Consider the following 23,358-nt stretch of genomic DNA (forward strand, 5'->3'; position numbering starts at 1 on the left):
AGAATGAATACACCGCAAGAATTGTGGCGCAACAAGTAATTAGTAATAAACACCGCAAACTTTGCCAAAGTTGAAACCCACTAAAAAATGACAGTAAAAATAAAAAACCTATCAAATAACGAGCTCCCTTCATATCAAACCGAAGGAGCTGCAGGCGTAGACCTAAGAGCTAATTTGCCTAACAGTAACATCACCTTACAACCCTTAGAGCGCACCCTCGTGCCTACCGGCTTATTCTTAGAAATACCCGAAGGTTATGAAGCACAAGTGCGTCCGCGTAGCGGTATGGCAATCAAGCACGGCATTACAGTAATCAATAGCCCAGGTACTATCGATTGTGATTATCGTGGCGAGGTAAAAGTTCCTATCGTAAACCTATCCAATGAACCCTTTACCATTGCCCACAGCGACCGTATTGCCCAAATGGTATTTGCCAAGTATGAGAAAGCCACTTTTGAAACTGTAACCGAGCTTTCACAAACTGAAAGAGGTGCTGGAGGCTTCGGAAGCACCGGAGGTAATTAGCAGATTATAAATGACAAATTACGAATTGAAATATGAGTTACAAACTATCATTTGCGGAACGGGCAAAGTTAGCTATGGAGATACTATCCAAGCAGCCACCCGTTACCTTAGAGGAAGCAAGGGAACAAGCTCGCAAAGTGAGGGAGCGAAGTACTTCAAAAACAAAGAAACAGCGCGCCTTAGCCTTAGTAAATGGATAGAAGCTAAACACCATCTCAAACTTTGCCAAAGTTCTTGCCTGTGTGGCTCGCACCTTTGGCAAAGTTAAAAATCTTATTAAGACATTATGAAAAAAATCATCTTAATCCTTACAGTCTTGCTATTGGTGAGCTGTAAAACCAAACAAGCAGTGGTAACCCCCGCTGGCAGAACAAGCGTTGATAAACAAGCCAAAGAAATTATCAACCGCCACCTAAAATCGTTTCCTGCTTTTAAAACACTTAGCGCTAACCTGCAAGTAACTTATAAAGACGGTAAAAATGAGCAGAGTTTGCCTCTATCTTTCCGTATGGAGAAAGACAAAACAATATGGATATCCGCTCCTTTGGGAGTAGCCAAAGCACTCATTACCCCCGAAAAAGCCGAATATTATAACCGTTTAGACAGTTCTTTTTTCAGCGGCGATTTTAGTTATATCAGCAAACTGTTAGGCATTGATGTAGGTTTTAACGAATTACAGAACCTATTATTAGGCAATGCGCTTTACAGTCTCAACTTTAAAAGCGAAGGTTTTATCAAGCTCCTCCCTGAGGACAACAACCGCTATAATATTGAAGTCACCGGCGAGTCGCCCGTAGAAGTGATTTACCGCTTTTTCCCTGATAATTACCGTGTGGAGGTTACCGAAGTAAATCATTTGGGAGCAAACCAAAAGGCAATAGCAACTTACAGCTATCAGCAAGTGGGGGAACTCTTATTACCTCTCTCCATTAAGATAGTTGCCAGCGAGGGAGAGAATAGCACCCAAATCACTTTAGAGTTCAAAGGATTGGATTTAGATAAAAAACTGTCCTTCCCTTTTAAAATCCCATCGGGAATGAAAGAAATAACAATAAACAAGTAACAAATGTGTCGCAAATTTTACCAAAGTTCTTGCCTGTGTGGCTCGCACCTTTGCCAAAGTTGAAAATACGTTAAACTGTCCGTCGTGCTACGACCTATGAATATACTAAAAATCACACTGCTTTTGCTTTGCTTTCCGCTACTCCTTACAGCGCAAACTAAGCAAAAAGAATTAGAACAACGCAAGAAGGCACTGCTCGAACAAATCAAGCAGATGTCCGCTTTACGCCAACAACAAAGTCAGCAACACAAAACTACCATTCAGCAGATAGAAGTTGCTAATGAGAAGATATTAGCGCGCACACGCCTAATACAAATCAATCAGCAACAGGCGAATTTGCTTTCTAAAGAAATAGCTGACAACGAGGAACAACTGCGTACCCTCAAAAAAGAATTGGAATACCACAAAGGCGAATACGCTAAGATTATCAAACAGTCGTTTAAAAGTAAATCGGCACAAAACCGATTGCTGTTTTTGCTCTCTTCCGAAAGTTTTTCGCAAGCCTACAAGCGATTGGCTTATATGAAACAGTATGCCAACTATCGCAAAGAGCAGGTGAGCCTCATACGAGAAAAGACAGATAAAATAAAGACTATCAACAATACTTTGGTAGCCCAACGCAATACTAAAAACCAAGTATTAGAAGAACAACGCCAAGAGCAAGCTACTTTGGAGACTGAGAAAAAGGAATTGGAAGTGTTGGCTACCAATATCCGTGCCGCAGAGCGCAACTACGAAGCGCAGATACGCGAAAAACAAAAACAAGCTAATGCTATCGACCGCGAAATACAGCGCCTGATTCGTTTAGCTATTATAGAGGCAAATAAACGTGAGAAAGAGCGTTTAGCTGCTTTAAACAGAGGAAAAAACGCTCCTAAAACTACTTCTTCTCCTTCCTCAGGTTCCAATACTGAAATTATTTTTGTACTTACTCCCGAATCGCGTAAAGTAGCCGATAGCTTCGAAGCCAACAAGGGTAATCTTATTTGGCCAGTGGCAAAGGGCTACAAATCGCAAGGTTTTGGGGTGTATTACGACCCTGTATATCCTGAGTTGCAACATTACAATAATGGGGTAACCATTGCTACTGAAAAAGGTTCAGAAGCCCGTTGTGTGTTTGAAGGCGAAGTATCAGCCATACAATCGATACCAGGAAGTAACAAAGTAGTGCAGGTGCGACACGGTAACTACATCACTATTTATTACAATCTCACTGATGTGTATGTAAAGAAAGGAGATAAGGTAAAAGCCAAAGAGCCTCTTGGCAAAATCTTCACCGATAGCAATGGCAAGACTGAAATGAAGTTCTTTATATATAAAAACACTACCCGCCTCAACCCCGAATTCTGGATACATAAAATGTAATAACATAACAAAATCCCTACAAAAGAAAGTAAACTTTTGTAGGGATTTTTATATGCTGGTTATTGATTAATTGTGTGAATTTTGAGAGTTGCGCGAAGCTTTCTCTAAGGTTATTGATGATTAATAGTTGTGATGGGTATTGATAGGTAGCTTAGTTGCTGAATTTACACAGAATGAAATGTAAATATAGTTGTAAATCAGTTTTGTATATGTAAAACTGACATCAAATTAAAGTTTTGTTATGTTATTCCAAACTGACGTAATTCCAATGCAAGTTTGAGACAAAGAAATATGGGAGAGTGTTATTAAAAGAGTAAACAGACATTATTTTTACATTAATAATATGTTATATACATAAAAATAATTTAGAAAACTACAAAACCCTCGAAGGTATTGTAGTCCCCGAAGTCCTCAGAAAATACACCGGCTTTGATATCATCAACTAATAAACAAATATAAAAATCAACAAATCACAAACTTTGCCAAAAGTACTAGTTTATACAGCTTGTACCTTTGGCAAAGTTTTTTTGTATTCATCAATTTGCTAATTTGCTAATTACCAAATTATCCCTATCTTTGCCCTCTCTAATACATCAGAATAAATAAGAAAGTATTCTGTAGAAATAAATTAATAAGAGATAAAATCAAATGTTCTATAAACTTTTACAAAGAAAAAGAGATGAATGGTTAAGACAAGAAAATTGTCCTATAAATTCTTTGCTTTCTTATATACAAAATAAAGGAATGATGCGTGATGCACAAATAGAAGCTATTAAAACGTATCTTTTTTTAAAAATAACTTGTGGTAATGTACCTTTGTGGAAACTTTTTACCGAAAATAATTTTCTATCTATAGATGTTGATAGCATTAGTCTGACCTCTTTATGTCGAAATATTCTACTGAACAATAATGCAGCAGCAACACTTTATGAATACGCTTGCCTAAAAGACGAGAAAGGTAATACTTTGATGCCTTCGCTAAAAGAATTTATCGAAAAGAACCCCGACAAAATTGATTACGAACAAGTATTCAAGGCGTTATTTTACAATGTAAGTTATCCCGACTATATTTTTAGTCTTCCGATGGGGGCAGGAAAAACTTACTTAATGGCTGCCTTTATCTACTTAGATTTGTATTTTTCACTAAATGAACCTGACAACAAGGCTTTTGCTCATAACTTTATGATATTAGCCCCTTCAGGATTGAAATCATCTATTCTACCAAGTATCAAAAATATTCAGGATTTTAACCCTACTTGGATTTTACCAGAACCTACCGCTTCTCAAATTAAAAATGAAATTCAGTTTGAAATACTCGATGAACAAAAAACAGCTAAAAAAAGTAATCTTGTAAAAAATCCTAATGCACAAAAAATAAGTAATCATCAGCCCTTTCAATACCTTCGTGGTTTGGTAGCTATTACCAATGCAGAGAAAGTCATTCTTAATAAAATAGACAAAAGTGATACGCAAAACTCTCTTTTTTCAGGAAAAGAGTTAGAAGAGATAAAAAACTCTAATGAGTTGCGCAATATCATTGCCAAAATCCCTAATCTTTCCATATTTATTGATGAGGTTCACCACGCTTCGGATGGAGATATTAAGCTCCGGCAAGTAGTAAACAAATGGATGGAAACTGAAAGTTTTAACTCAGTCTTGGGCTTTTCGGGTACACCCTATTTAGCATCAGCAGAATCGGTTAAAATAAGTAGTGAATTATCTCTCGAAAATAAAAACCTTTCTAACGTGGTGTATTATTACCCACTTATTGAGGGGTAGGCAATTTTTTAAAAATACCTACTATTAAAATTTCGAATGGTGATTATGAGGATATTGTAAGAAAAGGTGTAACCGAGTTTTTTGATACTTATGGAACTACTGTATATGCTAATGGTACTTGTGCTAAATTAGCTATCTATTGCGGACAGATAGCCCATTTAGAAGAAAATATTTATCCTATTGTATCAGAACTTATTACTAAACGTGGCTTAAATCTTTCTACCACTATATTGAAATATCACGGAGGAAATAAAGAATACTCACTACCACAAGAAGCTGCTACCGAATTTGCTTCGTTAGACACAAGTCTATCAAAAATTAAAGTAGTATTATTGGCACAAATAGGTAAAGAAGGCTGGGACTGCAAGAGCCTTACCAGCGTTATATTGCCACAAAAAGGAGCCTGCCCGCAAAATATGGTGTTACAAACCTCCTGTCGATGCCTCAGACAAGTAGAAAAAAATACAGCCGAAACAGCACTCATTTGGTTAAATGAAGATAACGCAAAAGTACTAAACAAAGAGTTAGCTCAGCAGCAACATACTTCTATAGAAGCCCTCAATAAAGCTAAGGTTTCCCCACTGCACACCTTGCAACGCTTCTCTCGTATGGAAAAACTACGTATTCCTCCCATTGACTTTTACCAGTTAAAAGTTTCTTATCAAACACTAGTAGCCGAAGAGAAGCTAAATATTGCTGATGAACTTAAAAAAGATACCACCCTTAAGAAATCCGATGATATACTTATCAAACAGCAAGATTTAAAAGGAAAAATCACCTATAAGCAGCTTGAAGCAGTACAAGATGAGGAGCAACATACCCCTATCACTTTTAGCAGTTGGCTACATCTAATTGCAAAAGAAAGTTTTGGTACACTGAAAAAAGATACACTTAGCCAGTACGCAGAGCTACTTAAAAGCACATTTGATAATATTACCGAAAAAATAGAAGATGTGTATTATCCTAAAGGAATATACAATCACAAAGAAATTCGCGCTAATATTCGAAAAGCATTTATACCCAATCGCTCTATAAAAGTAAAAGAAGAGGTAATCCCCGATAAAGCAAGTCTGTTAGCCATAGAAAAATTTACTTCGCCTATTGCTGTAATGAATACCCAAAATTACTATCCCTCACAAAACGAAGTAAAACAAATTATAGAAGCTGATAAAGGGAAGAAACAACTGAAAGCTGCTATCAGCACTACCATAGAGACTTTGCAAACTTTAGGTAATCAAGAAGCAACAATTCAGGCATTACTCAATAATCCCGATAGCTACGAAGCTATTGATGAGCAACTTTATGGTAAAACCTATCACTATCTGCCTTATAAATTTGATAGCAGGTTTGAAATTGACTATTTCAGCACTTCGCTTCAAACCATCATCAGAGACAAACAGCTGGAAGTGTATTTCAATGGTGATGATGAACTTACCGAGTTTAAGATACGTTGTTACAAACAAAAAGGTAAAAATTGGAGCTATATAGGCGAATATGTCCCCGATTTTCTTTTGCTAAACCGCAATGAAGATAATAACATCAAACAAGTAATCATCATTGAAACCAAAGGAGAAGGCTTTGCTGAAAAATTTGCAGAACGAAGAACTTTTATGACCGAGTTCGTAAGGTTAAATAATGAAAAGTTTGGATATAACAAATTTGATTTTCTATATATAGAAGATACCCTTAACAAAACAGAACAAGACACTCTTACTATCAGTGCAATTAATAATTTTTTTAAATAGAAAATAATTATGGCAATTAAATATATACCTTATTACCCTACTACCCTCGAGGGGCAAGCAATGCTCGATAATTTTGTACGTACACAACGTGTCCTGCGCTATCGCGATAACGACAAAGTAATAGAACGTATAGAGCGAGGAATGCCTCTTTATGAAGTAGAAAAACAAGAAATAGTAGGAGAAAATCCACTTAACAACACTATTATCAGGGGCGAATGCCTTTCGGCTTGTGCCTATCTAAAAGAAAAAGGCATAAAAGTAGATTTGGTATATATAGACCCTCCCTTTGCCAGTGGTGCCGATTATGCCAAAAAGGTTTACCTTCGTCGTAATCCCAAGGTAGCAGAAGCTATTAAGCAAGCCGAAACAGAGATAGACAGCGAGGAACTTCGCGGCTTTGAAGAAAAAATGTATGGTGATGTATGGGATAAAGAGCGTTATCTGAACTGGATGTACGAGAACCTAATGGCTATAAAATCAGTAATGAGCGAAACTGCCTCCATCTATGTACATTTAGATTGGCATATAGGGCATTATGTAAAGATACTGATGGACGAGATTTTTGGAGAGGATAATTTTATAAACGAAATCGTATGGTGTTATACAGGAGGAACTGATAGTAAAAATAATTTCGGAAGAAAACACGATACAATTTTTTTCTATTCTAAATCGGAAGATTATATGTTTAATGGAATATATGAATCTTTTGCTGAAGATACATTGAAAAGATTTAACAAAGAAGACCAAAAAGGACGTTATAAAGAAAATAAACTTGCCGACGGTAGAATAACAAAAACATATATGAAGGAGGAAGGCAAAATGGTTTCAGATTATTGGAAAATCCCTATAGTAAATAAAACTTATGCTGAGGCTGTTGACTACGCCACTCAAAAACCAGAAGCTCTTTTAGAACGCATCATCAAAGCAAGCAGTAATGAAGGTATGCTCATTGCCGACTTTTTTGGGGGTAGTGGTGTAACAGCTACGGTAGCCCATAAGTTAGGACGCAAGTTTATTCATTGCGATATAGGCATCAATAGCATTGAAACTACTCGCGACCGCTTGCGTAAAGCTGGAGCTGAATTTGAGGTATTAGAGGTTAAAGACGGCGTTTCGCTCTATCGCAATCCTATCCAAACAATGGATAAACTCAAAAACCTGATTTTAGGGTTGCGCAATGAAGATCGCCTCGATAAATTTTGGGAAGGAAGTATCAACGATACCAAAGAGGGGATGATGCCCGTATACCTGCCTAACCTAATGGATAGCAGTACCCGCTTGCTCGATACTGCCCTGATGAACCGCATTCTCAAAGAAGCTATGCCCGACTTGCCCGATGATACTAAAAAAGTGATCATCTACTATATAGATATCACCAGCAAGGAAGAAATAGAACAGTTTATCAAAGAACAAAACGACACTCTCATAAAAATAGAACTTAGAGACCTGAAAAACATACTTGATAATGTGGTAGTAGAAGATGAGGCAACATTTGAAATAAAACAGGTGCAGCCCGAAGGTCAGGTATTTAAAGTCTGGCAAGTATATATAGAACGTTTCTTTAGCGACCGAGTAAGTAGAAAAATCAATGAATATAATCTAAAAGGACAACAGCAAGCCCTTAAAGGAAATAAAGAATATGTTCCTATTACAATTAGTGAAGAAGGACTTGAAACTATTGAGTTTCTTAGTCTAGATTGTACTACTACAGAAGGTGCTTGGCATAGTGATGCTGAAATTCTTATAAACAGATTGGGCTATGTTCGCAAGAATGGCATAGATACTAAAGAATTTTGGAACGGAGCTATAACTTCCGAAAACAAACCACTTCGGCTAAAGATACGCAATATCTGTGGAGACGAGACAATCTATTCACTTTAATACCTCTAAAACAAACTCAACTGTTCTACGGGCAGTAGCTGAAATGTTTTACGGTGGTGCTCAGTAGCGCCGTGTTCGGCAATAGCTTTGCGGTGTTCAGGGGTGGGATAACCTTTGTTTTGCTGCCAATGATACTCAGGGAACTGCTGGGCAAGGTCTTCCATATAGGCATCGCGGTAGGTTTTCGCAAGTATCGAAGCCGCTGCAATGGTTTGTATTTTGCCGTCGCCTTTTACTACACAAGCGTAAGGTACTTTCTGGTAAGGCACAAACTTATTACCGTCTACTGCTATAAAATCGGGGGTTATTTTGAGCTGAGCAATAGCACGGTGCATAGCCGTGATAGAAGCGCGGAGGATATTCAGTTCGTCTATTTCGGCAGGGAGTACGTGACATACAGCATACGCTACTGCCTCGCGCTCGATGATAGGTCGCAGGAGGTTGCGCTGTTTTTCGGTGAGTTGTTTAGAGTCGGTGAGGAGGTCGTTTTTGAAGTCGGGGGGCAATATCACAGCTGCCGCCGTTACAGGACCCGCCAAACAGCCGCGCCCCGCCTCATCAGTACCCGCTTCTAAGGAAGAATGATAGAATAATTGCAACATAGGTAAGAGATAAGAGGTAAGAGATATAAGTAGTTGAAAAAAGTGAAGAATATCTACTCCCTCCCCTTATAAAAAGCAATAAAAAACCCGACTTTAGGTAATAAATCGGGTTTTTCTTAATTTTATTTTTGTGTAATGAATCTCGAGTAGTAGCTTACATCAAATATTTCATTTGTCCCTGAAATTTCGTTGTAGGTAGCGACACTAATAACAGATAAGGCTATGATTCCTGCAAAAAACAGAACTTTTCTTTCTGAAAATATAGCACAATATACCAAATATACAACAGCAGGTACAAAAAGCAAATAAGGAAGTACTACCCTTATATTGTTGAGAAACAAAGCAGCTACCATTAAAATTAACAGAAAAGGAGCGTGCATAAGTAATAATCCCTTGCGGGTTTCCTCTTTACTTTTTCTTCTGAACAAAAAGTAAGAAACTGTTGCCGATAGTATCAGGAATACAACTAACATATAAGGTAGGTATCCGTTGAAGATAAATCCCGCTAAAATGTAAAGCGATACGACTATCAAGTTGTTTTTAAGAGTCTGTTTCATAATATGATTACTTTTAAGATTAGAGTACAAACCTATATAATAAGAACCAAACAAACAAATAATTAATAAAGTTTAACTTTTCATCTGAGTAAAAAACTAAAAACAATCACTGTGCCAAACTATTGTTTTTCTTTGTCCTATCACATATTTTTACCGTTTTTTCTGCAACTCTATTTTAAGGATAAGACAATTCTTACTTCTTACCTCTTACCTAAAATAAGTGTTGAGCAGTTGCCTCCAAAGCCAAAGGAGTTAGAAAGCACGTGCTGTATAGGTTTGTATTTCAGTTCGGTTTGTGGGCGGATAGGCACTTCTTCCATTGGAGTGCTGAAGTTGAGGTTAGGGAATATCACCCCGTGTTGCAAGGCTAAAACGCTAAATACCGCTTCTACTGCCGAAGCTACTGCCAAAGTATGTCCCGTAAAGGCTTTGGTAGAACTAAAATCAGGGATGTGCTCACCAAAGATACGCATTAAGGCGCGACTTTCGGAGAGATCGTTGTTTACGGTAGCGGTACCGTGTGCATTGATATAATCGATATCAGTAGGGGTTAATCCTGCTATTTGTAGGGCTTTTTGCATTGCTAAAAACGCACCTTCACCATCGGCGGAGGAGGCTGTTTGGTGATAAGCGTCATTGGCATTGCCCCACCCTTTGATTTCTGCTAATATAGTAGCCCCGCGTTGTAGGGCATTTTCTTCAGTTTCTAATACCAAAAAAGCACCTGCTTCCCCTAAGTTTAAACCCTTGCGATGTTGGTCGAAAGGAGTGCAGTCGGTATCAGAGAGAATCATCAGAGTATTAAAGCCGTTGATAGTAAATTTAGAGAGGGCATCGGCACCACCGGCAATGAGACAGTTGGCTCTGCCTGTACGAAGCAGGTTGATAGCTGTTATGATGGCATTTGCCGAAGAAGAGCAGGCAGTACTCACGCTGGTTACAACGCCTTTTATGCCTACATAATCGGCGATTTGGTGAGTTACCTCGCCTATGTTGTGAGTAGTGATATAGCGTCGCAGGGGTTCATCATCGCCATAGCGGAAGAAATAGTTTTCGGTCATATCCATACCGCCCACAGTAGAAGCCATAATAAGTCCGCTATGTGAGAGGTCTTTTGAGGTAAGACCAGCATTGGCAATCGCTTCTTGTAAGGCGATAATCCCCAAGAGAGAGGTGCGTGAATAGGCGTTCACTTCGGGTAATTGCAAAGCAGTAATAAGCTCAGCGTTCGTGCGTTTGATTTCGCCTACTTTGATGTGGTCGGCGTGAATGGTTGCTACATTTTCAATCTTGCTGATACCTGCTTGGCGATGGGTAAGGGCATAAAAATGCTCTCCGACAGTGTTACCTATCGAAGAGTTGATACCCATTCCCGTGATGACTACTTTTTTCGGCATCGCTATTTGGTGCGGTGAGCAGTGATGTAATCAGCCATTGTTTTCACCGATTGGAAGATTTCTTTTCCTTTTTTAGGGTCATCTAAGCGGATACCGTAATTCTTGTCGAGTAGTACGATAAGTTCGAGAGCATCGATAGAGTCGAGGGCTAAGCCTGTGCCAAAAAGGGGCTCGTTTTCATCGATATCCTCGGGGGTTAGTTCTTCTAAGTTGAGTACTTCAATAATCTTGTTCTTGAGTTCTAAAATAAGTGCGTCCATTATAAATAAGTTATTAGGGGGCAAAGATAGTGAAGAATTAGCAAATGAGCAAATTTTGGAAATTAGCAAATTGTGCAATGAAGGTTATAAAGCATTTGTAATTCTGTTCTCTATGCTTTTAGCTAAAGAAACTATAGTTTCATCATAGTTTTGAGGCGTTTTTAAAATCTCGTTTAAATGATGCTTTATCTTCATTAATATTTCTGTTCCTATAGCACTATATCTTATACTATCGGATAATTGTGTTGCTATTTCAGTATGTCCTTTCTGCTTTAAAATGTTGATAAGATGGTCAGTCTCTTTGTATAAATCCATAAATTCTTTATAAACGTGATGAAAAATAACTGATTTTTGTTGTAAATAACTTAGCCAAAGTTAAAATTTAGACTAAGTTTGTGATGCTACACATTTTCTAATCTGCTAATTAGCTAATTTTACTAATCTATTAAAGTTGCTATGGCTCTATAATCGCCCTCTAAGAACTCTACCCACGCCATTAGTACACTTTGAGCTTTGCCTTGGGCTAATAGAGCTTGGCTATACTGTTGTAGGAAAGGTTCAGCTTGCTCGTAGCTATCGAATACAAAAAAACTGTTTTCGGTTTTCAGCTGGTGGCGTATGCTTATCTCGCCTAAACAGATGTTGGGTAGGGTATAAACAAACACAGCGGGACTGGGGTAATATTCGTGTGGGTTCGCAATAGTAGCTTGATGTTTAAGGTCGGTATCGAGGCTGGCAGAGCGATTAGCAAATACAAGGGCAACGCTATTTTTCTCCGACTGCGAAAACGGACGCAAGAGGACTTCGGCTGCTAAAAAAGCGAGCTTGCTGAGATTATCCATTTTGAAGAACTTAGGATAATCCATTTGCAGGGCTTTGAGGGCTTTTTTTGAGAAATCGACGAAAGAAGTACTTTTATCGGAGAAAAGCACAGAGTCGTTGAGAGTTATGGTATTATTTTCTATCGTACAAGTTTTCATATTTTAAGTGATACTATATAAGGGAGCTCCTATGAGTTCAAAATCTTTCTTATTCAAGGTATAGATACTCATATCATAATAAATAGCAGTAGCTCCTATCAGTGTGTCGGCAACTTTTGAATGAGGTTTTTGAAAAACAAGTTTCATTGCGACGTTACAAATATCATCGTTGATATTAATTACTGGAATGCTATTTATTACTGTTTTTAGCTTCATTCGCTTAGCCCTTTCAATACCCTCATAGAAAGCGAGCCAATTCATCAATTCAATATAAATAACAGGAGTAATGCATATATTTTGTATTCCTATAATTTCATCAATGGTTATCGTTATTTCTGCACTACTATTAAGAATATAACGGCTTATTACATTCGTATCGCAAATTACCTTTTTCATTTTATCGGATAGGGTCACAAGGAGAAATTAACCCTTTTTTATAAAGGTCGGCTCCCACTTTTTGGGCTTCTTTTATAAGAGTAGCTAGGTTTTCTTCTTGATGTGAGTCTTCTTTTTCTTCTTTTATAAGAGCAAAACCTATTTTTTTATTACCTACGTCTAAGGTAGTTTGCTTTTTTTTCTTTTCTAAAACATCTGTTCCCATAATATTCATTATTTTCTGCAAAGATATAAATATTTTGCTAATATACTAACGTGATTTGTAAACATTTCTTATGATATTTTGGAAATATCTAATCGTTAATCACTTTTATTGCTAATGCTGTGTTGCTTCCGCCAAAACCTGAGGCGGTTTTTAGGAGGTGTTTTACTTCTGTGTGTTGGGTTTGTTTTAGTACATTGATGGGCTGCGAAACGCCTAAGGTTTCATAATTCAGGCTCTTTAAGAGGATTTTATGGCGAGCAAATTCGATGGTGAGTACGGTTTCGAGCAAACCTGAAGTACCTAAGGTATGACCGAAATAACCTTTGTAGCTGTTTAGCGGAGGAGACAAGAGTCCGGCGCGCATAAAGGCATTGCTCTCCATCTCGTCGTTATAAAGGGTGCCCGTGCCGTGAGCGTTGATGAGGTCTATCTGTTCAGGGCGTAACTTTGCCTCATCGAGGGCGTTTAGGACACTTAAATAAAGCCCTTCGCCTGTGCGTGAAGGTCCTGAAATATGGTTGGCATCGTTGATAGAACTGCTACCCAAAAGTTGTGCTTTAGCGCCTGTTGCCTCACGGGTTACATAAGCCACTGCGGTAGCCTCGCCTAAGGTAATACCATCGCGTTGAGCATCATAAGGTCTGCAAGGTTGTGCACTCATCGCTTGAAAGGAATGAAAGCCCGAAAGCACAAATTCGCTTATCTCATCGCCTGCTAATACTATGGCATTATCGAAAGCATCGGCTTTTAGGAGTCTATCGGCTACCGAGAGAGCCATTGCTCCTGAGACACAAGCGTTGGAAACGACTATGGGAGTAGTGGTTACCCCTATGGCATTAGCCATTTTTTGAGCCAAAGTTGAAAGCAGAGGAGCGCTATCGCCATCGGCAAGCGCTGAAATATTGCCTTTGGTAGAGGAAAGGATAAGAGCGGTTCGAGGGGTGATTTTGATTTTATGGAAAATAGGTGCTATTGCCAAGAGCAGAAGCTTTTCTAAGCGTGAAAAGTCATTGCGTTCTACCACCTGCTGAAATCGGCTTTCGATAGCTCCGTCGCCAATCTTAGAAAGGCAAACATCGGTGAGCTGTCCGTACATAGGATAACGGGCAATAGCTGAGCGTTCGCGCAGTAACAAACGGGCGGTGGTAGGGAGGTCGAAGCCTAAAGGGGTTACTATATTATAATGCTGGATATACATTTTTGGTGGCAGGAGCCTTACAAACTTTTGATATAAAGTGCAAAGATACGACGTAATTAGCAAATTAGCAAGTCGTAGTACGATAAGGGTTAAAAATTAGGAGCGAGGCCTTAGGCACTAGGAATTGCGATGTAAAAGCGACAGGCAGAGAAAATGAGTAAATTAGGAAATTAGAAAATGAGAAAATGAGAAAATGAGGTGTGAAGTTGTATTAGAGGAATGAGGCTGTGCCTCAGAAATCAAACAAAATTTAAACAAAATCAAGGCTACGCCTTGTGAAGTAACTTTTTAGAACATCAACTTTGGCAAAGTTTAAAACCAAAACTGTAAGGAAGATTTATAAAGCACTGATTTTTAACTATGTTTTTTTGTAGGAATACTGTGTAAGTATTATCTTTGCAAAAAAAAGTTATGACCACTATAATAAAGAATAGAAAAAGAATTTCAAATATCTTTTCTAAGATAGAAGATAAAGAGTTAGAATTTCTTGTAAAAGAAACAGGAGTCGATAAATATAGCAAAAAACTTAAAGGAATAGAAATATTTAAGTTGCTAATTTTCGGTGCTTTGACAGATGATAGAGCTAGTCTAAGAACCTTTGAAAACTTTTATATCACAAATTTCTTTAAAATGATTGCTAAGATATCACTTACTAAAGTCATATCACACAGTAGCATTGCAGAAAGGATTGCTAAAATAAATGTAGTTTTCTTTGAAAGACTTTTTGCTTATTGCGTAAAGAAGTATGCACCTTTTTTAGAAGAAGGAATTACTTCTAAAATAAGTAGTTATGATTCTACAATAGTGAGTATCTCATCCAAACTACTCCATTTAGGAATGCAAAATGGACAGAAGAATAAAAAAGATGAGCAAGGAAAGCTAAGCTTAAAATTCACCATTGGATTTTCAAACTTACCATTCAAGTGTAAAATTCATCACCAGCAAGAAATGATAAGTGAAGATTTAGCACTTGGTGATATTCTCAAGGAACATACTGCTAATAAGGAAGATATAGCAGTGTTCGACAGAGGAATGAAAGACAGAAAGGTAATGGATGAGCTTTCAGATGAGCAGACTCAATATTTTGTCACCCGAATTTACAAAGACTCAAAGTATATTTTAGCAGAAGGGAGTCAAGTAAAGAAATTAGCTGAGCAAGATGAGCATCTGCGCTTAATTAGCAGTCAGAAAGTACATCTTTTCACTAAAAGTCAAAGGAGGACAAAAAATACCTTTCGTTTGATAGAGGGTAGACTGCTAAAGAAGGATGAGAAGAGAGGAGAAATTAAAGAAGAGAAGATACTGTTTTTAAGTAACTTAACCGATGATTTTAGTGATGAGCAAATAGCCGGAATTTATAGAAATCGTTGGAAGATAGAGCAGTATTTTCGTTTCATAAAACAAGAGCTTAACTTTAAACATTTCTTTTCAAGAAATCTCAATGGTATACAAGTGATGATGTATGTAATATTAATAGCATCAATATTACTATTGACATACATAAAAGAAGAAGGATTGAAAGGCTATAAAATCCCTAAAAGGCGATTTTGTTATGGTTTACAAGATGAAATAATTAAAGAAATTGTAATCCATTGCGGAGGAGATCCTTCAAAAATGTATTCTTATTCAGATAGTTAAAAATGTTCCTTACAACCTTAGTTTAAAACTTTGCCAAAGTTTGAGATGAAAAAGCGACGTGTTGAGACTGTTAGGAATATTCGGAAGATATCGGAGAAGAACGGAAGAGAGGTGAGAGAGATTTTGGTAAAAAATAGCTGTAAGAAGGGTGGGGTTAGCTTATAGAGAGCTTATAGGAAGCTTATACGAATCTTGGACGATTGGTATAGAAAGGGTGTGTAAATAGTTGATTCATACCATAATACAACAAGACTAAAAATGTTAAAAACGGGGTTTCGAGGCGAAAGAAAAGAGAAGAGGTGCTAGGCCTTAGGGCATAGGCAAAAGGGGGAGTATGATGGAAAAGGGAAGATAATGACGAATGACGAGAGACGAATGACGAAGGAAATGTGATGAAAATCTCTTGCTGGCTACCTTCAAAGGGGGAATGTAAAGACGGGAAAGGGAAGAAATGACGAATGACGAGAGACGAATGACGGAGGTAATGTGGGGAAAATATCTTCTTTTACACATACGAGGCTATTGCTGGCTTAGGGTAACATCTCCCTAACCTCTTCAAAGGGGGGAATTGTAGCGACGGGAAAGGGGAATGTGGAGACGGAAAAAGTATCGAGGGCTTTCCAAGAGAATGGGGGTGTAGTGATGTTTTCTTCTGTTTGTCAATTATCAAAAATGAACTTTTTGCCATCTTCGGCTAAAAAGACGTTCTTAAAGACTTCTTGTGCTTCTTGCTTGAAGAGATTGACATCGGGATAGCGAGAGGAGTAGTGCCCTAAAATGAGGGCATCGGCGTGGGCATTCTTAGCTGTGAGTCCTGCTTGATAGGCGGTGGAGTGCATTGTTTTAACTGCGAGTTCTTCGTTTATCTCTAAAAAGGTAGATTCGTGATACACAACTCTTGCGCCTTGTATTTCGGTAGCCAAAGCTTCGAAATAAAGAGTATCGCTACAATAGGCATAGCTTTGCGGGCGGTGAGGGTCGAAGGTGAGCTCGGTATTGGCAATAGTTTTGCCGTTTTCTAATGTTATATCTTTGCCATTTTTGATGTTCTGATAGTCGCATGTTTGTATCTCGGGATACTCAGCAATTGCGTCGATATTTAGGCGACGTTCGCCTTCTTTTTCTTGAAAAAGAAAACCATTGGTATAGACGCGGTGTTGCAACGGAATGGTACGCACGAGCACTTTGTCGTCTTCGTATAAGAGTTCGGAGGTTTTGGAAGATAGTTCGTGAAAATACAAGGGGAAAGGGGTATAAGCGCCGCCGAGTTTGAGGATGAGCAAAACGGCTTCTTTGATGCCCTTAGGACCGTAGATGTGCATTTCGGCTTCGCGACCGAGGAGTTGGAAAGTAGAGATGAGTCCGAAAAGTCCGTAGAAATGGTCGCCGTGGAGGTGAGAGATGAAGATGTGCTTGATGCGGGAGAACTTAGCATTGGCATTGCGGAGGGCGATTTGGGTAGCCTCTCCACAATCGATGAGGAACAGATGACCGCGCATTTCGAGCAGTTGTGCCGAAGGGCGGGCATTGGAGCGAGGGGTCGCACTGTGACAACCTAAGATAGTTACTTCCATAAGTCGCGTTCTATTTCGTCGAGTTCAATAAGGTCGTACGCCTCTTGGAGGGTAGGAGCGATATGCAGGGTGAGTTCAAAATCTTCGAGCGCTAAGGCACGTTGCACCACCACCACTGATTTGTGATGTTGCTGATTGTGCTGTTGGGCAAAGACGACGAGTGGTTTGAGGTCTTTCTTTAACCAGTATTCCTCTTCGGGGAGGGTAATGATGATGTGCTGTTTTTTAAGGGTTTCGTTGGTATTAAAATCGGCTATCCAAGAGGGGAGTTGCGTTTTAGTGAGGGCAATTACAGTAGTTTCTTTCATTGAGTAATATTTAGATTGTTAGATTATCATAACTTTCTTCTACTTTTTTAGATTTAGGAATAAAAGCAGTTTTGTGTATATTTCCTATAGGGTAATGTATTTCCTCATAGGCTTCAACAAGGTCAGTGAGAATCATCAACTCTATGTAATCGGGGTCATTTTCATGAGTATCATCATTTACAACCTGCAAGAGCTCGTCGATACGCTTCATTATAGCGTTGTATTGTAGTTCATTTTTTATCATAATGTTATACTTTATTTATTTTTTCGATTTTATCATATTCTTTATGAGTGCCTATAAAACGGATATATACTATTTTGGGGACAAAAAGAATAAGAACAACCAATCTAAAGTGGTTTCCTTTGATATTGAAAACAAATCTGCCATTTCCTACAGCATCTACACTGTTAAAGTCGTTTTTAATATCTGCAAAACAAGACCATTCTGCCGAGATAGCTTTTTTATACCAGTCTTCTAAAGGGATTTTTGCTCCAGGATGCAATGTATAAAAATCAACTATAGCTTTCTTAGCGATGATTCTCATTTTAATCGGTTGTAAATTTAAGGCAAAGTTATGAATAATATTTAAAATACAAAATAATCTTTTCAAATAAATAATCTAGAAGGTCGTAGCACGTATAGGTAATAAAAAACTTTGCCAAAATTTCAAATTTTGGCAAAGTTGTATAATATGTAGTTCGCACTAATTAATAATATCGAAGCCTGTGTATTTTCTGAGGACTTCGGGTACTACAATACCATTGGGGGTTTGGTAGTTTTCTAAAATACCGGCTAATACGCGCGGAAGAGCAAGAGAACTACCGTTGAGGGTATGTGCTAAGCGGTTTTTACCCTCGGCGTCCTTGAAACGCAATTTAAGACGGTTTGCTTGGAAGGTTTCGAAGTTAGACACTGAGCTTATCTCTAACCACTTTTCTTGAGCGGTGGAATATACCTCGAAATCGTAAGTAATTGCTGAGGTAAAGCCTAAATCGCCACCACAAAGGCGCAAGATATGGTAAGGGAGTTTCAACTCATTGAGAATGCCTTTTACGTGTTCTATCATTCCTTCGAGTGCTTTATAAGAGCGGTCGGGGTGTTCAATGCGTACAATCTCCACCTTGTCGAACTGATGCAAGCGGTTGAGCCCGCGTACGTGAGCGCCATAGCTACCGGCTTCACGACGGAAGCAAGGCGTATAGGCGGTACAGCAGATAGGCAAATCGCTTTCGTTGAGCAAGGTATCGCGGAAAATATTAGTCACAGGCACCTCAGCGGTAGGGATAAGGTAGAGGTTATCTACCCCTACGTGGTACATCTGTCCTTCTTTATCGGGCAACTGACCGGTGCCATAGCCTGAGGCTTCGTTTACTACGTGAGGCACTTGGTATTCGTTATAGCCTGCTTCGGTGTTTTTGTCGAGGAAGTAGGTAATGAGAGCGCGTTGCAGTTTTGCCCCTTTGCCTTTGTACACAGGAAAGCCTGCACCAGTGAGCTTTACGCCTAACTCGAAATCGATGAGGTCGTACTTCTTGGCGAGTTCCCAGTGAGGAAGAGCGTCTTTACCTAAGTCAGGAATAGTGCCTGCCTCGAATACCACTACATTGTCGGCTTCGGAAGTACCTTCGGGCACCAACTCATTAGGGATATTAGGGACGCGGTAGAGCAAATCGTTAAGCTCCTCTACGGTAGTGTTGAGGGTATCGGTAAGGGTTTTGATATCTTCTTTAAGGGAAGCGGTTTGCTCTTTAAGGGTATTGGCTTTGTCGGTTTCGCCTGCTTTGAAGAGGTTGCCTATTTCCTTAGAAAGGTTGTTGGATTTTGCCAGTGTTTCATCTAATGAAAGCTGAGTGCTACGGCGTTTTTCGTCTAAGGCGATAATATCGTCTATGAGAGACAACTCTTTAAAGTTGCGCTTTTTAAGACCGGTGAGCACGCGGTCTTTTTCTTCTCTAATAGTGTTTAGTTGTAACATATCTTTTCAATTAACAATTGACAATTGACAATTAACAAGGGAGTAGGGGGTTAATCTTTATCTTTATAATGTCCATAAGCTGACAAAATTTCTATGCGCTTTTTCTCTTCAAAAATCTCGTACATTAGTCTATGTTTTGCATCTATTCTACGAGACCAGACATCACTTTCTCCATAATGCCTAAGAGCTTCAGGATTTCCTACTCCACGAGTAGGATCTTGTGCTATCTCTTCTAAAAGTTCAGCAATTCTTTTGAGAATTTTTACCTGCTTTGCTTTTTTGTGTTTCTTAATATGCTTAAAATAAGTATCAGAGTAAGAAAGCTCATATAAAACTGCATCTTCTTCCATTATTCTAAAAGCATTTTACGCATTTGTTCTTTACTAACTTTTGTCTTTTTCTCAGCACGAGCCTTATCAACCATACTAAAGAACTCTTGCTCTGTCATTTCAGTATCATCTGTTACTTTTAGTATCTTAAATTTTAAACTTTTAAGTGCTAATTTAGCTTCTTCTAAGGATATTCCTTTAGGAGGTTCAATGGTTAAAGTTCCTGTTCTCATTTGTTATTATTTTTTAAGTGTTAAGATTTGACGTAAAATGTAATAAGCATTTTCAACTTTGGTAAAGTGTGTGACAACCTAATTACAAAGCAGTTGCAAAGGCAAATAAACCAAAGACAATACCTGGTAAGTTTGCTAATAATATAGGATAGTCTCTTTTGGGTTTTTTGAAAAAGCCATATATCACCCATAACGAACAGTTAATTGCTGCTACCAAAGGCTGTATAGGATTCCCCTTGTGTCCTGCAAGGTTATCACTGATTTGTGGTATGTATGACACATACATACTAATAGAGGCAGCCATTGCTACCCAACCTAAAATGTTAAAGAGTTTTCCGTTCTCCATATATAATTATTTTTTAAGTTTATATACTATGATAAATTTGTAAATAGATAATTGCTCGTGCGACTAACATCTAATTACTCCGTAGGTGATAAGAAAGCAGTTTTATCAGCAATTTTTTGAGCAAAGGAGGCTATGGAGTTCTCGCTAAGTTCTCGCATAAAATTATCTCTGAAAGGCTGTACGGAAGCGTGTAACGGACAGGGTTTCTCTGATGAACACTCTTTGAAGCCCATCGCACAGGCGATAAACTTATCGGCTTCACCTATTTGCTCTACAACGGTCATTAAAGGAGCTTGTTTTTCCTCATCGGAGAGCCAAAAGCCTCCTCCAGGTCCTTTGTTGGAGCTAATTACCTTTTTGCGGGCTAAAGTTTGCAATATTTTTGCCAAAAAGGGCGTAGGAATATGTAGCGCTTCTGCCACGTCTTTGGGCGCTATTCTATGGCTTGCCGACGAGTGTATGGCAAGGTATATTACTGCATTGATGGCATACTTGCTGGAATTGGATAACATATTCGTTCGTTTTTTATTATGAGTTCTTATCTATTTGTCGACTGATGACTAATTTCTGTATTTCGGTTGTTCCCTCGCCTATGGTACACAATTTGGAATCACGGAAGAATTTTTCGACCGGAAAATCTTTCGTATAACCATAACCGCCGTGAATTTGAATGGCTTCGGTAGCTACGCGCACACATACTTCGGAGGCGTACATCTTTGCCATTGCACCCGATAGAGTTACGCGCTGACCGTTGTTCTTTTGGAAAGCCGATTTGTGCAAGAGCAGTTCGGAAGCTTCTATTTCGGTAACCATATCGGCGAGTTTGAAACCAACGGCTTGTAGGTCGATGAGGCGTTTACCAAACTGCATACGTTCTTTGGCGTATTTGAGGGAGGCTTCGTAAGCGCCTTTGGCAATACCCAAAGAAAGAGCACCGATAGAAATACGTCCGCCATCTAATATCTTCATTGCTTGAATAAAGCCGTCGCCTACATCACCCAAACGATTGGCATCGGGAATACGACAATCTTGAAATATCATTTCGGCGGTTTCGCTGGCACGCATACCGAGTTTGTTTTCTTTTTTACCACTGCTAAAACCCTTCGTACCGCGTTCTACTACAAAGGCTGTGATAGCGTGTTTGTTACCTTTTTCGCCGGTACGAGCAATGACTACGGCTATCTGTCCTGTTTTGCCGTGAGTAATAAAGTTTTTAGTACCGTTCAGTATCCACTCGTCGCCGTCTTTTACAGCGGTAGTAGCCATACCTCCGGAATCAGAACCGGTATTGTGTTCGGTAATGCCCCAAGCACCTATCCATTCACCTGAAGCTAATTTGGGCAACCAGCGTTGTTTTTGCTGTTCGCTACCAAAGCTAAGGATATGATTGGTACAAAGAGAGTTGTGAGCTGCTATTGAGAGCCCTATAGAAGGGTCGACTTTTGAGATTTCTTCCACAATCGCGATATAATCGTGGTAGTCGAGACCTGAGCCACCGTAGGCTTCGGGTACTAAAACGCCCATAAAGCCAAGTTCGCCTGCTTTGCGGAATACCTCCACAGGAAATTCCTGACTTTCGTCCCATTCCATCACGTGTGGACGGATATATTTTTCGGCAAACTCTTTAGCCGCATCGGCTACCATTCGTTGTGTTTCAGAATAGTTAAAATTCATTCGTTATATGCTTATTCTAATACCAAGGGGCAAAGATATAAAATAATTACGAATTACGAATTACGAATTACTATTTTTTTAATGAGGAAGTGAAAAGAAGAGGATTAATTGTTAGGAAAGTGTTATTCAATAAAAATGGTGTATAGTGGCAATAAGATTGAAGAAAAAATGTTAAAGTTTGTTATATGGCATATTTTTTTTCAGTATTAACCAAGGAAAATACTTTTAGGTATTTTATACTATAAAACATATTAATCAGCTGTAAAACAAATAAATAAGTGTTTTACGTTTTCTGAAGAACAAGCGAACCTACACCGAAGGTAAAGCGAAGCTAAGACGAACCTAAGACGAAGGAAAGACGAAGGAAGAGCGTTAGTTAGTTGAATTTCAATTGGTAAAAAGAGGGAGTTTACTTATTGAAAAAAAAGTGTTAAAGAAGAACGAAATTCTTTTTAATTATCTTGAAGGCTACTGTTCGATATAGAGATACAACTGCAATCGGGCGATACGTTGTTTATCAAAACCCTCTATTTGTAAAAGGTCGTCAAAGGATTTGAGCGTACCGAGCTCGGAACGCAAGCCTACTATCTTCTTGCCTTCTCCGTATTTCACATAAGGAATTTTGCTGAGTTCATACATATTGAGAGTATTGATGTCCTTCTTCTCAATCACGGGTGTTGTTTTTACTTCAAAGCGCTCGGCTACTCGTTCGTACACTTCCTTTTCGAGTCCGTAGACTTCTGCCACTTGGCTGATATAGGTAAAGCCGTGCAACTTGTTGCGGTATTTCAAGATGCGATTGGAAAAGCCTTCGCCTATACCGTAGATTTTCATCAGTTCTTCGGCAGTTGCGGTGTTGATATCTTGTTTGGGAAAGTGTTTTTGGGGGTATTTTTCATAGACATAAGAAGAAGTTCTGCGGTTTTTCACCCATTCGGGGAACTTAAAAGAAGGGGCTATTTTGTGCAGAAGACTATCAGGCACACCGGTTACTTGTTGGAACTCTTCGGCAGAATTGACATACTTATTTTGTGCGCGAAAAGCTTGCAAGCGGTCGATTTGCTCTGGAGTGAGTCCGAGTTTGAAGCCTTTGTAGTCTGTAATAAAATTGGGATTGAAGGGGTAAATGGTATCTTTTTTAGGCAAGGAAACAAGAGCTCTTAGCGAGTCCATCTCCCGTTGAAGTACAGTAGTTTCAGTAGGGACGAAAGTGCGATTAAAGCTGAGATTACGAAAGGCGAATTGTAGTGCTATGATGAGCAATAGCAAAAAAAGGACACCTCGGGTTTGTTGGCGGTTCATCGGTTTTAGGAGATAGGGGTTGGAG

General features: G+C 38.9%; 28 protein-coding genes. 8 read left to right on the forward strand and 20 right to left on the reverse strand.

All coding sequences use genetic code 11. The features are described from left to right. The first annotated feature begins 87 nt into the window (after positions 1-87). The 7 genes from dut (at position 88) to HW278_RS04955 (ending at position 8,358) form a co-directional block, all read left to right on the forward strand. Complete coding sequence (dut, locus tag HW278_RS04930) at positions 88-525, forward strand: dUTP diphosphatase (protein WP_002674355.1); 438 nt, start codon at positions 88-90, stop codon at positions 523-525. Positions 526-535: 10 nt separating this feature from the next. Then, on the forward strand, positions 536-793 hold the full coding sequence (locus tag HW278_RS04935) for a hypothetical protein (RefSeq protein ID WP_178977115.1): 258 nt from the start codon (positions 536-538) through the stop codon (positions 791-793). A gap of 18 nt (positions 794-811) precedes the next feature. Beyond that, positions 812-1,588 carry a DUF4292 domain-containing protein gene (locus HW278_RS04940; protein WP_009419492.1) on the forward strand — a complete coding sequence of 259 codons (777 nt, stop codon included), beginning with the start codon at positions 812-814 and terminating at the stop codon, positions 1,586-1,588. Between the two features lie 96 nt (positions 1,589-1,684). Further along, the gene (locus tag HW278_RS04945) at positions 1,685-2,953 is read left to right on the forward strand and encodes a murein hydrolase activator EnvC family protein (protein ID WP_009409901.1); all 1,269 of its coding nucleotides are present in this window, start codon (positions 1,685-1,687) and stop codon (positions 2,951-2,953) included. 744 nt (positions 2,954-3,697) lie between these two features. Then, positions 3,698-4,732 (forward strand): DEAD/DEAH box helicase family protein, encoded by a 1,035-nt coding sequence (locus HW278_RS12255; protein WP_220389381.1) that lies wholly within the window; start codon positions 3,698-3,700, stop codon positions 4,730-4,732. A 230-nt stretch (positions 4,733-4,962) separates the two neighbouring features. Next, positions 4,963-6,477, forward strand: coding sequence for a hypothetical protein (locus HW278_RS12260; protein WP_220389382.1), 1,515 nt, complete (start codon positions 4,963-4,965; stop codon positions 6,475-6,477). A 9-nt stretch (positions 6,478-6,486) separates the two neighbouring features. Further along, the gene (locus tag HW278_RS04955; RefSeq protein ID WP_178977116.1) at positions 6,487-8,358 is read left to right on the forward strand and encodes a DNA methyltransferase; all 1,872 of its coding nucleotides are present in this window, start codon (positions 6,487-6,489) and stop codon (positions 8,356-8,358) included. Between the two features lie 5 nt (positions 8,359-8,363). Here the strand turns inward: HW278_RS04955 and HW278_RS04960 are convergent, their stop codons facing one another. From HW278_RS04960 to HW278_RS05000, 9 genes are all read right to left on the reverse strand, one after another. Next, positions 8,364-8,960 (reverse strand): ribonuclease HII, encoded by a 597-nt coding sequence (locus HW278_RS04960; RefSeq protein ID WP_053581240.1) that lies wholly within the window; start codon positions 8,958-8,960, stop codon positions 8,364-8,366. A 122-nt stretch (positions 8,961-9,082) separates the two neighbouring features. After that, positions 9,083-9,517, reverse strand: a complete 435-nt coding sequence (locus HW278_RS04965) for a hypothetical protein (protein ID WP_178957968.1) — start codon at positions 9,515-9,517, stop codon at positions 9,083-9,085. A 200-nt stretch (positions 9,518-9,717) separates the two neighbouring features. After that, positions 9,718-10,914: a beta-ketoacyl-[acyl-carrier-protein] synthase family protein gene (locus HW278_RS04970; RefSeq protein WP_178977117.1), complete on the reverse strand. Its 1,197-nt coding sequence runs from the start codon at positions 10,912-10,914 to the stop codon at positions 9,718-9,720. A 2-nt stretch (positions 10,915-10,916) separates the two neighbouring features. Further along, a complete protein-coding gene (locus tag HW278_RS04975) occupies positions 10,917-11,174 on the reverse strand; it encodes a phosphopantetheine-binding protein (RefSeq protein ID WP_178957970.1) in 258 nt (85 codons plus the stop codon). Positions 11,175-11,258: 84 nt separating this feature from the next. Further along, positions 11,259-11,489, reverse strand: coding sequence for a hypothetical protein (locus HW278_RS04980; protein WP_034567789.1), 231 nt, complete (start codon positions 11,487-11,489; stop codon positions 11,259-11,261). Between the two features lie 122 nt (positions 11,490-11,611). Continuing rightward, positions 11,612-12,154, reverse strand: a complete 543-nt coding sequence (locus HW278_RS04985) for a 3-oxoacyl-ACP synthase (protein ID WP_002674338.1) — start codon at positions 12,152-12,154, stop codon at positions 11,612-11,614. Positions 12,155-12,157: 3 nt separating this feature from the next. Beyond that, entirely contained in the window at positions 12,158-12,550 is a 393-nt protein-coding gene (locus HW278_RS04990) for a type II toxin-antitoxin system VapC family toxin (protein ID WP_178959022.1), read from the reverse strand. Between the two features lies 1 nt (position 12,551). Further along, positions 12,552-12,755 carry a 3-phosphoshikimate 1-carboxyvinyltransferase gene (locus HW278_RS04995; protein WP_255493794.1) on the reverse strand — a complete coding sequence of 68 codons (204 nt, stop codon included), beginning with the start codon at positions 12,753-12,755 and terminating at the stop codon, positions 12,552-12,554. 88 nt (positions 12,756-12,843) lie between these two features. Further along, a complete protein-coding gene (locus tag HW278_RS05000) occupies positions 12,844-13,953 on the reverse strand; it encodes a beta-ketoacyl synthase N-terminal-like domain-containing protein (protein WP_178977118.1) in 1,110 nt (369 codons plus the stop codon). Positions 13,954-14,364: 411 nt separating this feature from the next. Here HW278_RS05000 and HW278_RS05005 point away from each other — a divergent pair, with 411 nt between their 5' ends. Beyond that, on the forward strand, positions 14,365-15,591 hold the full coding sequence (locus HW278_RS05005; protein ID WP_178977050.1) for an IS4 family transposase: 1,227 nt from the start codon (positions 14,365-14,367) through the stop codon (positions 15,589-15,591). A gap of 659 nt (positions 15,592-16,250) precedes the next feature. Here the strand turns inward: HW278_RS05005 and HW278_RS05010 are convergent. From HW278_RS05010 to HW278_RS05060, 11 genes are all read right to left on the reverse strand, one after another. Beyond that, positions 16,251-17,165: a ribonuclease Z gene (locus HW278_RS05010; protein WP_009422390.1), complete on the reverse strand. Its 915-nt coding sequence runs from the start codon at positions 17,163-17,165 to the stop codon at positions 16,251-16,253. Further along, on the reverse strand, positions 17,156-17,473 hold the full coding sequence (locus HW278_RS05015) for a hypothetical protein (protein ID WP_178977119.1): 318 nt from the start codon (positions 17,471-17,473) through the stop codon (positions 17,156-17,158). The genes HW278_RS05010 and HW278_RS05015 overlap by 10 nt, the downstream gene beginning before the upstream one ends. A 10-nt stretch (positions 17,474-17,483) precedes the next feature. After that, the gene (locus HW278_RS05020) at positions 17,484-17,717 is read right to left on the reverse strand and encodes a toxin-antitoxin system antitoxin component Xre domain protein (RefSeq protein ID WP_009410972.1); all 234 of its coding nucleotides are present in this window, start codon (positions 17,715-17,717) and stop codon (positions 17,484-17,486) included. 4 nt (positions 17,718-17,721) lie between these two features. Further along, positions 17,722-18,018 carry a type II toxin-antitoxin system HigB family toxin gene (locus HW278_RS05025; RefSeq protein WP_009410971.1) on the reverse strand — a complete coding sequence of 99 codons (297 nt, stop codon included), beginning with the start codon at positions 18,016-18,018 and terminating at the stop codon, positions 17,722-17,724. A gap of 159 nt (positions 18,019-18,177) precedes the next feature. Further along, a complete protein-coding gene (gene serS / locus HW278_RS05030; protein ID WP_178977120.1) occupies positions 18,178-19,449 on the reverse strand; it encodes a serine--tRNA ligase in 1,272 nt (423 codons plus the stop codon). A 50-nt stretch (positions 19,450-19,499) separates the two neighbouring features. After that, the gene (locus tag HW278_RS05035) at positions 19,500-19,799 is read right to left on the reverse strand and encodes a Txe/YoeB family addiction module toxin (RefSeq protein ID WP_009422408.1); all 300 of its coding nucleotides are present in this window, start codon (positions 19,797-19,799) and stop codon (positions 19,500-19,502) included. After that, positions 19,799-20,011, reverse strand: a complete 213-nt coding sequence (locus tag HW278_RS05040) for a hypothetical protein (protein ID WP_009422414.1) — start codon at positions 20,009-20,011, stop codon at positions 19,799-19,801. The genes HW278_RS05035 and HW278_RS05040 overlap by 1 nt, the downstream gene beginning before the upstream one ends. Before the next feature lie 82 nt (positions 20,012-20,093). After that, a complete protein-coding gene (locus HW278_RS05045) occupies positions 20,094-20,357 on the reverse strand; it encodes a SemiSWEET family transporter (RefSeq protein ID WP_009412761.1) in 264 nt (87 codons plus the stop codon). 74 nt (positions 20,358-20,431) lie between these two features. After that, positions 20,432-20,869: an RrF2 family transcriptional regulator gene (locus HW278_RS05050; protein ID WP_009419476.1), complete on the reverse strand. Its 438-nt coding sequence runs from the start codon at positions 20,867-20,869 to the stop codon at positions 20,432-20,434. Positions 20,870-20,885: 16 nt separating this feature from the next. Continuing rightward, positions 20,886-22,031: an acyl-CoA dehydrogenase family protein gene (locus tag HW278_RS05055; RefSeq protein ID WP_178977121.1), complete on the reverse strand. Its 1,146-nt coding sequence runs from the start codon at positions 22,029-22,031 to the stop codon at positions 20,886-20,888. A 468-nt stretch (positions 22,032-22,499) separates the two neighbouring features. Further along, entirely contained in the window at positions 22,500-23,333 is an 834-nt protein-coding gene (locus tag HW278_RS05060) for a helix-hairpin-helix domain-containing protein (protein WP_009419474.1), read from the reverse strand. Positions 23,334-23,358 lie beyond the last annotated feature (25 nt).

It is taken from the genome of Capnocytophaga sp. oral taxon 902 (assembly GCF_013394735.1).
GTDB classification, from domain to species: domain Bacteria; phylum Bacteroidota; class Bacteroidia; order Flavobacteriales; family Flavobacteriaceae; genus Capnocytophaga; species Capnocytophaga ochracea.

Excerpts from the sequence above, each read along its gene's own strand:
- dut (WP_002674355.1), top strand. The coding sequence starts at position 88 with ATGACAGTAAAAATAAAAAACCTATCAAATAACGAGCTCCCTTCATAT.
- HW278_RS05005 (WP_178977050.1), top strand. The coding sequence starts at position 14,365 with ATGACCACTATAATAAAGAATAGAAAAAGAATTTCAAATATCTTTTCT.
- HW278_RS04955 (WP_178977116.1), top strand. The coding sequence starts at position 6,487 with ATGGCAATTAAATATATACCTTATTACCCTACTACCCTCGAGGGGCAA.
- HW278_RS05015 (WP_178977119.1), bottom strand. The coding sequence starts at position 17,473 with ATGAAAGAAACTACTGTAATTGCCCTCACTAAAACGCAACTCCCCTCT.
- HW278_RS04970 (WP_178977117.1), bottom strand. The coding sequence starts at position 10,914 with ATGCCGAAAAAAGTAGTCATCACGGGAATGGGTATCAACTCTTCGATA.
- HW278_RS05025 (WP_009410971.1), bottom strand. The coding sequence starts at position 18,018 with ATGAGAATCATCGCTAAGAAAGCTATAGTTGATTTTTATACATTGCAT.
- HW278_RS05020 (WP_009410972.1), bottom strand. The coding sequence starts at position 17,717 with ATGATAAAAAATGAACTACAATACAACGCTATAATGAAGCGTATCGAC.
- HW278_RS04960 (WP_053581240.1), bottom strand. The coding sequence starts at position 8,960 with ATGTTGCAATTATTCTATCATTCTTCCTTAGAAGCGGGTACTGATGAG.
- HW278_RS04975 (WP_178957970.1), bottom strand. The coding sequence starts at position 11,174 with ATGGACGCACTTATTTTAGAACTCAAGAACAAGATTATTGAAGTACTC.
- HW278_RS04995 (WP_255493794.1), bottom strand. The coding sequence starts at position 12,755 with ATGGGAACAGATGTTTTAGAAAAGAAAAAAAAGCAAACTACCTTAGAC.
- HW278_RS05050 (WP_009419476.1), bottom strand. The coding sequence starts at position 20,869 with ATGTTATCCAATTCCAGCAAGTATGCCATCAATGCAGTAATATACCTT.
- HW278_RS05055 (WP_178977121.1), bottom strand. The coding sequence starts at position 22,031 with ATGAATTTTAACTATTCTGAAACACAACGAATGGTAGCCGATGCGGCT.
- HW278_RS05010 (WP_009422390.1), bottom strand. The coding sequence starts at position 17,165 with ATGGAAGTAACTATCTTAGGTTGTCACAGTGCGACCCCTCGCTCCAAT.
- HW278_RS04990 (WP_178959022.1), bottom strand. The coding sequence starts at position 12,550 with ATGAAAAAGGTAATTTGCGATACGAATGTAATAAGCCGTTATATTCTT.
- HW278_RS04940 (WP_009419492.1), top strand. The coding sequence starts at position 812 with ATGAAAAAAATCATCTTAATCCTTACAGTCTTGCTATTGGTGAGCTGT.
- HW278_RS05040 (WP_009422414.1), bottom strand. The coding sequence starts at position 20,011 with ATGAGAACAGGAACTTTAACCATTGAACCTCCTAAAGGAATATCCTTA.
- HW278_RS12255 (WP_220389381.1), top strand. The coding sequence starts at position 3,698 with ATGATGCGTGATGCACAAATAGAAGCTATTAAAACGTATCTTTTTTTA.
- HW278_RS05035 (WP_009422408.1), bottom strand. The coding sequence starts at position 19,799 with ATGGAAGAAGATGCAGTTTTATATGAGCTTTCTTACTCTGATACTTAT.
- HW278_RS04945 (WP_009409901.1), top strand. The coding sequence starts at position 1,685 with ATGAATATACTAAAAATCACACTGCTTTTGCTTTGCTTTCCGCTACTC.
- HW278_RS04965 (WP_178957968.1), bottom strand. The coding sequence starts at position 9,517 with ATGAAACAGACTCTTAAAAACAACTTGATAGTCGTATCGCTTTACATT.
- HW278_RS04980 (WP_034567789.1), bottom strand. The coding sequence starts at position 11,489 with ATGGATTTATACAAAGAGACTGACCATCTTATCAACATTTTAAAGCAG.
- HW278_RS04935 (WP_178977115.1), top strand. The coding sequence starts at position 536 with ATGACAAATTACGAATTGAAATATGAGTTACAAACTATCATTTGCGGA.
- HW278_RS05060 (WP_009419474.1), bottom strand. The coding sequence starts at position 23,333 with ATGAACCGCCAACAAACCCGAGGTGTCCTTTTTTTGCTATTGCTCATC.
- serS (WP_178977120.1), bottom strand. The coding sequence starts at position 19,449 with ATGTTACAACTAAACACTATTAGAGAAGAAAAAGACCGCGTGCTCACC.
- HW278_RS04985 (WP_002674338.1), bottom strand. The coding sequence starts at position 12,154 with ATGAAAACTTGTACGATAGAAAATAATACCATAACTCTCAACGACTCT.
- HW278_RS05000 (WP_178977118.1), bottom strand. The coding sequence starts at position 13,953 with ATGTATATCCAGCATTATAATATAGTAACCCCTTTAGGCTTCGACCTC.
- HW278_RS05045 (WP_009412761.1), bottom strand. The coding sequence starts at position 20,357 with ATGGAGAACGGAAAACTCTTTAACATTTTAGGTTGGGTAGCAATGGCT.